The sequence below is a fragment of the Nocardia sp. NPDC004718 genome (assembly GCF_053601535.1).
Genome location: NZ_JBSGCA010000057.1, coordinates 23735 through 37574 on the forward strand (window position 1 = coordinate 23735; position 13840 = coordinate 37574).

Below are 13840 nucleotides of genomic sequence, written 5' to 3' on the forward strand. Positions count from 1 at the left end.
GAGGAGAAGAAGGAATGGAAGAGACTTTCGACGACTACCTGGACGAAACCGGGAACATCCGCATTCCCGAGGATCACACCCTGGTTGATCACGTCGAGAAGCACACCCGGAACGACGCGAACACCCTGGCGTATCGCTACATCGACTACTCGCGCGAGCGCGACGGTGAGGCGCAGGAGTTGACGTGGCGTGAGTTCGGTATTCGGCTGCGCGCGGTGGCCGCTCGACTGCAGCAGGTGACCAACCCGGGCGACCGGGTCGCGATCCTCGCGCCGCAGGGCTTGGATTACGTGATCTCCTTCTTCGCCGCGATCTACGCGGGCACCATCTCGGTCCCGCTGTTCGACCCGGACGAGCCGGGCCACACCGATCGCCTGCACGCGGTGCTCGGCGACTGTGAGCCCTCGGCCATCCTGACCGCGAGCTCCTCCGCGGCCGGGGTGCGGCAGTTCTTCCGCTCGCTGCCCGCCGCCCAGCGTCCGCGCATCATCGCGGTGGACGCGATTCCCGACAGCGTCGGCGAGAGCTGGGTGCGCCCGGACATCGCGATCGATGACATCGCCTACCTGCAGTACACCTCGGGGTCCACCCGGGTGCCCGCGGGTGTGGAGATCACGCACCGCGCGGTGGGCACCAACGTGCTGCAGATGGTCGACGCGATCAACCTGGACTGGAACTCACGCGGCGTCACCTGGCTGCCGCTGTTCCACGACATGGGCCTGCTGACGGTGATCCTGCCCGCGGTGGGCGGCAAGTACATCACCATCATGTCGCCGAGCGCGTTCGTGCGCCGTCCCTACCGGTGGATCAAGGAGCTGGCCGCGGTTTCCGACGGCGCCGGAACCTTCGCCGCCGCACCGAACTTCGCGTTCGAGCACGCCGCGGCGCGCGGTCTGCCGAAGAACGGCGAGTCGCTGGATCTGTCGAACGTCATCGGCCTGATCAACGGCAGCGAGCCGGTGACCACCTCCTCGATGAAGAAGTTCAACGAGGCGTTCGCCCCCTACGGGCTGCCCAAGACCGCCATCAAGCCCTGCTACGGCATGGCCGAGGCCACGCTGTTCGTCTCCGCCACCAAGGCCGAGGACGAGGCCAAGGTCACCTACGTCGACCGCAAGGAACTCAACGCGGGCCGCATGGTGAAGGTCGACCCCGGCCACGAGGACGCGATCGCGCAGGTGTCCTGCGGCTATATCGCGCTCTCGCAGTGGGCGACGATCATAGATCCGGAGTCCGTGGAGTCGGGCGGCGGTCGCGAGGTGCCCGACGGGCACGTGGGCGAGATCTGGCTGCACGGCAACAACATGGGCATCGGCTACTGGGGGCGTCCCGACGAGACGGCGGCGACGTTCCAGAACAAGGTCACCGAGCGCCTGTCCGAGGGCAGCCACGCCGAGGGCACCGAGCCGGACGCGAACTGGATGCGCACCGGCGACTACGGCGTGTACTTCGAGGGCGAGCTCTACATCACCGGCCGGGTCAAGGACCTGGTGATCGTGGACGGTCGCAACCACTACCCGCAGGACCTCGAGTTCTCCGCGCAGGAGGCCAGCACCGCGCTGCGTCCCGGCTTCGTCGCGGCGTTCTCGGTGCCCGCCAACCAGCTCCCTGCCGAGGTGTTCGAGCAGGGCAGCCACTCCGGCCTGCAGTTCGACGCCGACGACGCGTCCGAGCAGCTGGTCATCGTGGGTGAGCGCGGTCCTGGTGCGGGCAAGGCCGATCCGCTGCCGATCGCCGACGCGGTGCGCGCGGCGATCTCCCAGCGGCACGGCGTGACCGTTCGAGACGTGCTGCTGGTGCCCGCGGGATCGATCCCGCGCACCTCCAGTGGCAAGATCGCCCGCCGCGCCTGCCGGGCGGCCTATCTGGAGGGAACGCTGCGGGGTGGTTACACCCAGCAGGCTTTCCCCGATGCACCGGAAGAGTAATTGCCAGGGGCGGCCTCGGACCGACCATCGACGCTCGGCGCCGAGCTTCTCGAGCGCCGAGCCGTCAAACACGGTACGCCCGGTACGCAGACAGGTAGCTTGAGGAATTGATGGCTGACAACGAGGGCACGCCCACGACCGATACCCCACCCGTGGAGACCGTCGCCGACGCGGCGGCCCCGGCCGAGTCCGCGAAGGACGGCGCGCAGACCGACATGTCGGTGGCGGAGCTGCGTGAGTGGCTGCGGCGCTGGGTCTCCGAGGCGACCGGGCAACCGATCGAGCAGATCACCGTGGACCGGCCGATGGAGGAGTTCGGGCTCGCCTCGCGGGACGCCATCGCCCTCGGCGGGGACATCGAGGAACTGACCGGCGTGATGCTGAACGCGACGATCGTGTACCAGCATCCGACCATCGCCTCGCTGGCCGAGCGGATCATCAACGGTGAGCCGGACCTGCCCGCGGAGTCGTCCGACGACGCCTACTACACCGCGGGCTACGCGCCGGGTGAGGCGCACGACATCGCGATCGTGGGTCTGTCGACGCGGCTGCCCGGCGCGGGCGACACTCCGGAGTCGACCTGGGAATTCCTCATCGGACGCGGTGACGGCATCCGGGAGCGGCCCGAAGGGCGCTGGTCGGAGTTCCTGGCCGAGCCGCGGTTGGCGGAAGCGGTCGATAACGCCAACACCAGGGGCGGCTATCTCGATCAGGACGTCGTCAAGGGTTTCGACGCCGAGTTCTTCGCCATGTCGCCGGTCGAGGTCGAGCGGGTCGATCCGCAGCAGCGCCTGATGATGGAGCTGACCTGGGAGGCGTTGGAGCACGCCAGGATTCCGGCCAGCGAACTCAAGGGCGAGCCGGTCGGCGTGTTCATCGGCTCGTCGGGCAACGACTTCATGCTGCTCGCGGCGCTCGGCCTTGGCAGCGAGCGCGATCCGAACGTGCCGGTATCGGCCGAGGCCTACGCGATCATGGGCAGCGTCACGTCCATCATCCCCAACCGGGTTTCCTACTTCTTCGACTTCCGCGGTCCGTCGGTGGCTGTCGACACCGCCTGCTCCTCGACGCTGGTCGCGGTGCACGAGGCGGTGCAGGCGCTGCGCAGCGGTGACGCCGACCTGGCGCTCGCCGGTGGCGTGAACATGTTGCTCGCGCCGATGGCCACGCTCGGTTTCGACGCCAATGGCGGCGTCGCCAAGGACGGGCACATCAAGGCGTTCTCCAGCGACGCCGACGGCATGGTCCGTTCCGAGGGCGGCGGTCTGGTGGTGCTGAAGCGGCTCGCCGACGCGGAACGCGACGGCGACACGATCTACGCCGTGATCAAGGGCTCCGCGGTGAACAACGACGGGCGGTCCAACGGTCTGCTCGCCCCGAATCCCGACGCGCAGGCCGAAGTGCTGCGTCGCGCCTACCGGGACGCGGGCATCGCGCCGTCGGCGGTGGATTACATCGAGGCGCACGGAACCGGCACCCTGATCGGCGACCCGATCGAGGCCGACGCGCTCGGCCGGGTGGTCGGCCGGGGACGCGCAGCCGACGAGCCCGTGTTGCTCGGTTCGGCCAAGACCAACTTCGGTCACCTGGAGTCGGGCGCCGGTGCGGCGAGTCTGGCGAAGGTGATCATGTCGTTGCAGCACAACGTCATTCCGCCGAACATCAACTACGCCGGACCGAACCCGTACATACCGTGGGATCAGGCGCACCTGAAGATCGTCGACGAGCCCACCGAGTTCCCCCGCTACAGCGGCAAGGCCACCATCGGCATCTCCGGTTTCGGCTTCGGCGGCACCAACGCGCACGTCGTCGTCCAGGAATACGTGCCGACCGACACCCAGGCTCCTTTCTCCGAGCTGGAGGCTCGGCTGGACGAGGACGCGGTGGAGGAGACCACCGACGCGGCGACGGAATCCGAGGCCCGCGACGCCGTGGCCGAGGTGGCGGCCGAAGCCGACGCGGAGTGGACCGCCGAGCGCACCGAGCCGCTGCCGCAGATCCTGCCCGTGTCGGGTTATCTGCCTTCGCGGCGCCGTCGTGCCGCCGCCGAGCTCGCCGACTGGCTCGAATCCGAGGCGGGCGCACAGACTCCGCTCGCCGATGTGGCGCGGTCGCTGGCCAAGCGCAGCCACTGGCGTTCGCGCGGCGTGGTGCTGGCCAAGACGCACGAAGAGGCGATCGCCGGACTGCGCGCCATCGCGGCGGGCAAGCCGGGCACCGGCGTCTTCACCGCGGACGCGCCCGCGGCCATGGGCCCGATGTGGGTGCTGGCCGGTTTCGGCGCGCAGCACCGCAAGATGGGCAAGCAGCTCTACCTGGAGAACTCGATCTTCGCGAAGGCCGTCGACGAGGTCGATGAGCTGGTGCAGGACGAGGCCGGATACTCGGTGCGCGAACTGTTCCTCGACGACAGCCAGGACTACAACGTCGGCACCTCGCAGGTCGGCATCTTCACCATCCAGGTCGGCCTGGCGGCGCTGCTGCGCGCGCACGGCGCGGAACCCGAAGCGGTGGTGGGTCATTCCATGGGCGAGGTCGCGGGCGCGTACATCGCCGGTGGTCTCTCGCTCGAGGACGCGGTGCGCGTGATCTGCGCCCGTTCCCGCCTCATGGGCGAGGGCGAGCAGATGATCAGCGACGACGACGTGCGCAACATGGCGCTCATCGAGTACAGCGCCGAGGACGTCGCGAAGCTGCTGCCGGAATACCCGGACGTCGAGGTCGCGGTGTACGCCGCGCCGACGAACACGGTGATCGGCGGTCCGCAGGACCAGGTCGCGGCGATCGTCGCCCGGGTGGAGGCGGCGGGCAAGTTCGCCCGGGTGCTGCAGACCCGCGGTGCGGGCCACACCTCGCAGATGGATCCGCTGCTCGGCGAGCTGGCCGCGGAGCTGGCCGGTATCGAGCCGACCAAGCTGAAGACCGGCCTGTACTCGACGGTGCACAAGGAAGAGTTCTTCCGCTCCGGTCACGACCCGATCCACGACGAGGACTACTGGGTCAAGAACATGCGCCACAGCGTGTACTTCACGAACGCGGTGAAGCTCGCCGTGGACGCGGGCCACACCACGTTCCTGGAGCTGGCGCCGAATTCCGTCGCGCTGATGCAGGTGCTGGGCACCACCTTCGCCGCGGGCGTGCACGACGCGCAGCTCATCCCCACGCTCAAGCGCAAAGAAGACGAGTCCGCCGGTGTGATCGCCGCGCTCGCCCAGCTCTACGTGCACGGGCACAAGGTGGATCTGTTCTCGCTGCTCGGCGCAGGCGAGTACGCCGACGTTCCGCGCACCACGTTCGTGCGCAAGGAGTACTGGCCGAAGGTCCAGCTGTCCTCGGGCGGCAACGGCCGGGTTCCCGGTGCGCACGTGGCGCTGCCGGACGGCAGGCACGTCTGGGAGGTCCAGGCCTCCTCGGTGACCGATCTCGCTGGACTCGTGCGCGCCGCGGCGGCGCAGGTGCTCAGCGAGGTGTCGCTGGGCGCGTCCATCCCGCACGCGCCGATCCCGGCCGCGGGCACGCTCACCACCACGCTCACCCCGCATCCCGGCGGCGCATCGGTGCAGGTGCATGCCAAGGAGGGCAGCGCCTTCCGCCTGGTGTTCGACGCCGTGGTCACCTCCGGCGCTCCGCTGCCGGAACCTGTTGCGACCGAACCGGTTCCGGTGCCCGCCGCGCAGCCCCAGGGCGACGCCGACATCGAGGTCGTGGAAACCTTCGGCGACCGGTGGGATCCGAACGGCACGCAGACCGTCGAGGAGCGGCTCGCGCTGATCGTCGCGGAGTCCATGGGTTACGCGGTCGAGGATCTTCCGATGGAGATCCCGCTGATGGAACTCGGTCTGGACTCGCTGATGGCGATGCGCATCAAGAACCGGGTGGAGTACGAGTTCGACATCCCGCAGCTGCAGGTACAGGCCGTGCGGGACGCGAGCCTGCACGAGGTCGGCAAGGTGCTGCGCTACGCGATCGAGCACCGCGACGAGGTGCAGGCGATGGCGGATCAGCAGGCCGCCGACAAGGCCGCGGGCGGTACCGGCGAGCTGGCCGTCGACTCCGATTTCATCGCCACGGCCCGCGCGGCGCTGGCCACCGGGGCCGACCCGGTCGCGGCGGTCACCGGCAAGACGACCGACGCGCCCGAGGCCGCACCGGCTGACGCGCCGAAGGATTCCGTGACGCCGGAAAGCGCTGTGCCCGAAGCCGTGGCGCCCGCACCCCAGCCTGCTGCCGCGCCCGCGGCCGTGTTCGGCGGCGCTGCCAAGCAGCCCGCCGACGAGGACGACGTCCCGCCGCGCGACGCCGCCGAGCGCCTGACCTTCGCCACCTGGGCCGTGGTCACCGGTAAGTCGGCCGGAGGCATCTTCAACACGCTGCCGATCCTCGACGAGGACACCGCGGAGAAGCTGGCCGCGCGCCTGACCGAGCGGGTCAAGGCCGAGGTCACCGTGGACGACGTGCTCGATTGCGAGACCATCGAGCAGCTCTCCGACATCGTTCGCAACCTGCAGGACAGCGGCGCGGATGTGGACGGGTGCGTGCGTCCGCTGCGGGCTCGCGCGGAGGGCTCGAACGCGGTTCCGGTGTTCGTGTTCCATCCGTCCGGTGGAAACACGCTGGTGTACGAACCTCTGCTGAAGCGGCTGCCCGCCGACACGCCGATGTACGGCTTGGAACGGGTCGACGGTTCCATCGAGGAACGAGCCCGCCAGTACCTGCCCGAGCTGCGCAAGCTCCAGGGTGATGGGCCGTTCGTGCTGTACGGCTGGTCGCTGGGCGCGGTGCTGGCCATGCAGACCGCGCAACTGCTGCGGGCCGAGGGCGCGGACGTGCGCGTGGTCGGCCTGATCGACCTGGCCATTCCGACGCAGGGCGAGGACAACAGTCCCGAGGAGCGGGTGCGGCGGATCGAGCGCTACCAAACCTTCGCCAAGAAGACCTATGGCGTCGACGGCGAACTGGACCGCGAACAGCTGGAGACACTGGCCGCGGCATCCGACGAAGAGCAGTTCAAGATGATCAGCGACCTGATCAAGATCAGTGGCGCGAAGATTCCCGGTGGCGTGCTCGAGCATCAGCGCACCTCGTGGATCGATAGTCGCCACCTCGCCCGTACCCAACCGTCCCACTACGACGGCAACGTCGTGCTCTACCTCGCCGATCGCTACCACGACGGGATGATCGAGCTCGAGCCACGCTTCGCCGACCGGGTGCCGAACGGCGGCTGGGACGAGTACATCCCGAATTTGGAGGTCGTCCACATCGCCGGCGACCACCTGCAGATCATCGACGAACCGCGGATCGGCAAGATCGGAGCCGACCTGACCGCGAAGCTCGCCGCGATCGAGGCGAAAGGGGCCAAGTGAGCACTACTGCCGAGAAACTCGCCGACCTGCGCAAGCGTCTGGAATTAGCGCAGGAGCCGGCGGGTGAAGCGGGCGTGGCCAAGCGGGCGAAGAAAGGCATCCCCAGCGCCCGCGACCGGATCAACATGCTGCTCGATCCGGGAACCTTCGTGGAAATCGGCGCACTGGTCCGCAAACCGGGCGACTCCGCCGCGCTCTACGGCGACGGCGTCGTCACCGGGCACGGTTTGGTCGAAGGCAGGCCCGTGGCGGTGTTCTCGCACGACCAGACCGTTTACGGCGGTTCGGTCGGCGAGATGTTCGGCCGCAAGGTGGCCGGGATCCTGGAGTACGCCGCCAAGGTGGGGTGCCCGGTGGTCGGCATCAACGACTCCGGCGGCGCGCGCGTGCAGGAGGCGGTGACCTCACTGGCCTGGTACGCCGAGCTGGGGCGGCGGCAGGAGCCGCTGTCCGGGCTGGTCCCGCAGATCTCGATGATCCTCGGCAAATGCGCCGGTGGCGCCGTCTACGCCCCGATCAACACCGACGTGGTGGTGGCGACCGAAGAGGCGTACATGTTCGTCACCGGGCCGAAGGTGATCCGTGAGGTCACCGGCGAGGACGTGAGTCTCGAGGAACTCGGCGGCGCGCGCAGCCAGGCGGAGTACGGCAACATCCACCACGTGGCCAAGGACGAATCGGCCGCGTTCGAGTGGGTGCGCGATTACCTGAGCTACCTGCCGACCAGCTGCCAGGAGCTGGCGCCGATCGTGAATCCCGGCTTGGAGCCGGAGATCACCGACACCGACCTGGAGCTGAACTCGATCGTCCCGGACTCCGACAACTCCGGGTACGACATGCACGAGATCCTGCTGCGCATCTTCGACGACGGCGCCTTCCACGAATTCGGCGCTTCGGCGGGGCGCAACGTCATCACCGGTTTCGCCCGCGTGGACGGCCGCAGCGTCGGCGTGGTGGCCAACCAGCCGATGGTGTACGCGGGCGCGCTGGACGCCCGCGCCTCGGACAAGGCGGCGCATTTCGTGCGTCTGTGCGACGCGTTCGAGATCCCGCTGGTGTTCGTCGTGGACACGCCCGGGTTCCTGCCCGGTGTGGAACAGGAGAAGATCGGCGTCATCAAGCGCGGTGGACGGTTCCTGTTCTCTTACGTGGAGGCGTCGGTGCCGAAGGTCACCGTGGTGATCCGCAAGTCCTACGGCGGCGGTTACGCCGTGATGGGCTCCAAACAGCTGGGCGCCGACGTGAACCTGGCCTGGCCGACGGCGCGGATCGCGGTCATGGGCGCCGAGAGCGCGGTCAGTTTGATCGGAGCCAAGCAGATCGACGCCGCGCCCGAGGACCAGCGGGCGGCGATTCGCCAGCAGATGATCGATTTCTACAACGCCACCGTGGCGACGCCGTGGGTGGCCGCCGAACGCGGATACGTCGACGCGGTCATCGAGCCGTCGGCGACCCGGCTGGAAATCCGTCGTGCGCTACAACTGTTGCGGGACAAGTCCGTTGCTCGCAATCCGCGCAAGCATCACCTGCTGCCGCTGTAGCGACCGGTACACGATCGGGCCGCACCCCTTGGGGCGCGGCCCGATTCGCGTCTGGCGTCTCGAATGATCAGCTGACGGTGACGGATTCGATGACGACGTCGTCGACCGGCACGTCCTGATGCATGCCCGCCGAGGAGGTGCGGACGCCCGCGATCTTGTCGACCACGTCGGCGCCCTCGGTCACCGCGCCGAAGACGGCGTAGCCCCAACCCGCCGCGGTGGGAGCGGAGTGGTTGAGGAAGTCGTTGTCGGAGACATTGATGAAGAACTGCGCGGTGGCCGAGTGCGGGTCGTTGGTGCGCGCCATCGCGACGGTGTACTTGTTGTTCTTCAGGCCGTTGTTCGCTTCGTTCTGGATCGGAGCCTTGGTGCCCTTCTGACGCAACCCGGGCTCGAACCCGCCGCCCTGGATCATGAAGCCGGGGATGACGCGGTGGAAGATGGTGCCGTTGTAGTGGCCGGCGTTCACGTAGTCCACGAAATTGCGCACCGTGTCGGGCGCTTTCTGATCGTCCAGCTCGAGCACGATCGATCCGTAGTTCGTCGAGATATTCACCTTGGTCATACACCCACCTTTCCATCCCTTTGCGGCCCGGTGCGTCATACGGGTACTTTTCTGGCGAGCGGGGTCGGATATGGAGAGCTGGTTTCGTATGCACATGGATAACTCGCCGGGAACGCTCGGAATGTGAGCGGCACCCGACGCAGGACCTGAACGCGAAGCTCGCAACACCCGGCTAGCACGGCCTAAAGACCCGGAGAGGCGGGGGAGCCAGCTAGCATTGCCAACCGTGCCCGACGCCGCAACCGCTGTTCTCACGAAACCTCCCGCCGCCCCGGTGGTGACCCCGAACGATTTCCGGACCGCCCGGCTCATCGCGCTGGTGGCCGGAGTGCTCGGCGCGTTGTTCGCGCTGGCGACGCCGTTCCTGCCGGTCACCCAGACGACCGCGGTGCTGAACTGGCCGCAGGGCGGGACGCTCGGCAATGTGCAGGCGCCGCTGATGTCGCAGGTCCCGATCGATCTGAAGGCGACGATCCCGTGCGAGACGATCGCCCAGCTACCCGAGCGAGGTGGCATGCTGCTGGCCACCGCGCCGCCGCAGGGCGACCGGGCCGCGCTGGAGGCGCTGTTCGTGCGGGTGTCGGAGACCTCGGTGGACGTGATCGACCGCAACGCGGTGGTGGTGTCGGCCGACCGCAACCGCATGGGCGAGTGCACGTCGCTGAGCATCGCCTCGGACAGCGACAGCACCTACGGCGTGTTCAACGGGCTCACCAGACAGGTGGAGCGGCCGATCGAGGGCGGGGCGCCCGGGGCGAACGAGTCGGTCACCGTGCCGGCGGAGGGGCAGCTCGGCGGCGATCTGCGGCCCCAGGTGGTCGGGGTGTTCTCCGATCTGAAGGGCGCGGCGCCGACCGGTTTGTCGTTCACCATGACGGTGGACACCCGCTTCTCCTCCAGCCCGACCGCGATCAAGCTGGTCGCGATGATCGCGGCGGTGCTGTGCACGCTGATCGCCTTGGCGGCGCTGGCCCGGCTCGACAGCAGTGACGGGCGTGGGCACCGCCGGTTCCTGCCCGCGAACTGGCTGAAGCCGACCTGGGCGGACGGCGCGGTGGTCGGCACGCTGCTGCTGTGGCATTTCGCGGGCGCGAACACCTCCGACGACGGCTACATCCTCAGCATGGTGCGGGTGGCCCCGCACGCGGGCTACATGGCCAACTACTTCCGCTGGTACGGCGTGCCGGAGGCGCCGTTCGGCTGGTACTACTACGTGATCCAGGTCTTCTCCGAGATCTCCACCGCCAGTGCTTGGGTGCGGTTGCCGGCGCTGGCCTGCGCGATCCTGTGCTGGCTGGTGATCAGCCGCGAGGTGGTGCCCCGGCTGGGTCGCGGGGTGCGCACCAGCAAGGTTGCGCTGTGGACCGGCGGGCTGGTGTTCCTGGCGTTCTGGCTGCCGTTCGACAACGGCCTGCGCTCCGAGCCGATCGTCGCGCTCGGTGCCCTGCTGACCTGGGTGTCGATCGAGCGGGCCATCGCGACCGGACGGCTGCTGCCCGCCGCGGTGGCCGTCCTGGTGGCGGCGTTCACTCTCGCCGCCGCGCCGACGGGCCTGATGTGCGTCGCCGCGCTGCTGGCCGGTATCCGTCCGATGCTGCGCATCGTGGTACGCAAGCACCGGCAGTTCGCCGCGCTCGGCGCCGGTCGGTGGGGCTCGACGCTGCCGCTGCTCGCACCGATCGCCGCGGCGGGCGTGCTCGTGCTCACGGCCGTCTACACCGACCAGACCTTCGCGGGCATCCAGGAGGCCAACCGGGTTCGCCAGGTGACCGGGCCGAACCTGGCCTGGTACGAGGACTACCTGCGCTACTACTACCTGTTCGTGGAGACCGTCGACGGCTCGCTGTCGCGGCGCTTCGCCTTCTTGGTGATGCTGCTGTGCCTGTTCACCACCATGCTGGTGCTGCTGCGGCGCAGGCGGGTACCTGGCATTTCCAGCGGTCCGACCTGGCGGTTGATGGGCGTGGTCTTCGGGACGATCTTCTTCATGATGTTCAACCCGACCAAGTGGACCCACCACTTCGGCGCGTACGCGGGCATCGCGGGTTCGCTGGCGGCGGTCACCGCGGTCGCGGTCTCGGCGAGTGCCCTGCGGGCCCGCAAGAACCGGGCCATCTTCCTGGCCGGGTTGCTGTTCGTGCTCGCGATCGCGTTCTCCGGCATCAACGGCTACTGGTACGTGTCCAGCTTCGGTGTGCCGTGGTTCGACAAGCGCGTCTCGCTGCACGGCTACCAGTCGAACACCCTCATGCTCGTGCTGTTCGGCGTGGCGCTGGCGCTGGTCGGTTGGTACGCGCTGCGGGAGGACTACACCGCGCCGCAGCCGTCGGCCAAGACGGCGCGCGGCAGGCGGATCCGCCGGTTCGCGGCGATCCCGCTGACCGTGGTCGCCGCGCTGATGGTCGCGCTCGAGGTGCTCTCGCTGGTGAAGGGCGCGGTTTCGCAGTATCCGGCGTACTCGCTGGCCCGGTCGAATATCGACGCGCTCAGCGGCAGCACCTGCGGCCTGGCCAACGACGTGCTGGTCGAGCCGGACCCGAACGCGGGCAAGTTGGAGCCGATCATCGATCCGGTGCACCCGCCGACGAATCCGTCCGATCCGCTGGCCGGTGTCGATCCGGTCGGTTTCGACCCCAACGGCGTGCCCAATGATCTGTCCGCCGACAGCGTCGAGGTGAAGCCGGGCACCGGGAACACTTCCACGCAGTCGGTCGGCGCGGCGTTCGCGGAGGGGCAGAGCGCGGGCACCGGCGGCGGCCAGGGCGCACGCGGCGTCAACGGCTCCACCGTCGCCCTCCCGTTCGGCCTGGATCCGGCGACCACGCCGATCCTCGGCAGCTACCAGAACGGCGTGCAGCAGCCCGCGAACGTCACCTCGAGCTGGTACCAGTTGCCCGCGCGTTCGGCGGACAAGCCGCTGGTGGTGATCTCGGCCGCCGGTCGCATCCTCTCCTTCGACGACACCGGCGCGATGAAGTACGGCCAGTCGCTGACCGTCGACTACGGCAAGCGGCAGCCCGACGGCAGCGTGCAGAAGCTCGGCACCTACCTGCCACGTGACATCGGCCCGTTCCCGTCCTGGCGCAACCTGCGGGTGCCGCTGGACGAGATCGCGCCCGACGCCGACGCGGTGCGCATCGTCGCCAACGACCCGATCCTGATCGGGGACCAGTGGCTGGCGTTCACGCCGCCGCGGATGCCGAAGTTGCAGACGCTCAACAGCCTGCTGGGTTCCCAGCAGCCGATCCTGCTCGACTGGGCGGTGGGCTTGCAGTTCCCGTGCCAGCGTCCGTTCGATCACCGCAACGGCGTCGCCGAGGCGCCCGGCTACCGCATCCTGCCGGACCGCCCGCTGGCCATCAGCTCGACGAATACCTGGCAGGCCGAGGAGTTCGGCGGCGTGCTCGGCTTCACGCAGATGCTGGCCAGGTCCATCTCCGTGCCCACATACCTGAAGGACGACTGGGCGCGTGACTGGGGCTCCCTGGAGCGCTACGAACAGTACGACCGCAGCGCCGTCCCGGCGAAGCTGGACACCGGCACCGCGACGCGCTCGGGCCTCTGGTCGCCGGGCAGTATGCGCGTGTTCTGATCCGTTTCGGGCAAACACCAGGCCGTCGCATCGGTACAGGGACCGATGCGACGGCCTTTGCCTTATCCAGGACATCGTCGCAAGGGCCGAGCAGTGCGAATCCGTACCGTGAAATGCGCGAGCCGGCCGGTAGTCTCAGGGCATGACGAGCCGCGCACCCAGCGACTGGTACCGCTGGATCCCGGACCAGATCACGGCGCGGGACTACGAACAGCTGCCCCCTGATTTCTGCCGGACCATCGAGGTCATCGACGGCCATATCGTCAAGTGCGAAAGCCCCTCACGGCTGCATAATCGGGTGGCGCGGCGCATGGCCGCGCATATGGAAGCAGCGCGCAAGCCGGAACCGTGCTTGATGGTCGAGACCGACGTGGACGTCCGGCTCAGCGACGTTCCGCTCAGCCTCCGCCGACCGGACGTCGTCGTGTATCGCTGTCTGGACGACGATGCGCGGCTGTATGCCGATGACACCGTGCTCGTGGTCGAGATCGTCTCCCCCGACAGTTCACACCACACCGATACGGTGGAGAAAAAGGCCGCATACGCGGCGGTCGGTATCCCGGTCTACCTCATCGTCTTCCTCACCGAGCCCGGCGATGGAATCGAGCAGATCGAGGAGTACCGGCTCTCCGAAGGTCGCTACCACCTGGTCTGCCTGCATACTCGCCGTCTGGCTGTGGACGTGCCGATACCCATCGACGTCGCGTTCAGCGAGCTGACCACGGGCTAGGTGCCCAGAACACAGGGCCGCCGCGCAGGCGAATCCTGCGGGGGGGGCCCCCCGGGGGTTGGCGGGGGGGTGTCCGGGGGGCCCACCCAAATACCCCAGCGCGCCGCCCCCCCGGCGGCCC

Annotated in this window: 6 protein-coding genes; 5 read left to right on the forward strand and 1 reads right to left on the reverse strand. The window is 68.6% G+C overall.

The genetic code is table 11. The features are described 5' to 3' along the window. Positions 1–14: 14 nt before the first annotated feature. The 3 genes from fadD32 (at position 15) to ACWEH3_RS30390 (ending at position 8832) form a co-directional block, all read left to right on the forward strand. On the forward strand, positions 15–1928 hold the full coding sequence (fadD32, locus tag ACWEH3_RS30380) for a long-chain-fatty-acid--AMP ligase FadD32 (protein ID WP_450016913.1): 1914 nt from the start codon (positions 15–17) through the stop codon (positions 1926–1928). 110 nt (positions 1929–2038) lie between these two features. Then, positions 2039–7291: a polyketide synthase Pks13 gene (gene pks13, locus ACWEH3_RS30385; RefSeq protein WP_450016915.1), complete on the forward strand. Its 5253-nt coding sequence runs from the start codon at positions 2039–2041 to the stop codon at positions 7289–7291. Next, positions 7288–8832: an acyl-CoA carboxylase subunit beta gene (locus ACWEH3_RS30390; RefSeq protein ID WP_450016917.1), complete on the forward strand. Its 1545-nt coding sequence runs from the start codon at positions 7288–7290 to the stop codon at positions 8830–8832. The genes pks13 and ACWEH3_RS30390 overlap by 4 nt, the downstream gene beginning before the upstream one ends. 67 nt (positions 8833–8899) lie before the next feature. Here ACWEH3_RS30390 and ACWEH3_RS30395 read toward each other — a convergent pair whose 3' ends face one another. Beyond that, positions 8900–9397, reverse strand: a complete 498-nt coding sequence (locus tag ACWEH3_RS30395; RefSeq protein WP_450016919.1) for a peptidylprolyl isomerase — start codon at positions 9395–9397, stop codon at positions 8900–8902. Positions 9398–9623: 226 nt separating this feature from the next. Here ACWEH3_RS30395 and ACWEH3_RS30400 point away from each other — a divergent pair, with 226 nt between their 5' ends. Both ACWEH3_RS30400 and ACWEH3_RS30405 read left to right on the forward strand, forming a co-directional pair. Further along, complete coding sequence (locus tag ACWEH3_RS30400; protein ID WP_450016920.1) at positions 9624–12989, forward strand: arabinosyltransferase domain-containing protein; 3366 nt, start codon at positions 9624–9626, stop codon at positions 12987–12989. Between the two features lie 142 nt (positions 12990–13131). Next, positions 13132–13719 (forward strand): Uma2 family endonuclease, encoded by a 588-nt coding sequence (locus ACWEH3_RS30405; RefSeq protein WP_450016922.1) that lies wholly within the window; start codon positions 13132–13134, stop codon positions 13717–13719. Positions 13720–13840: the final 121 nt, after the last annotated feature.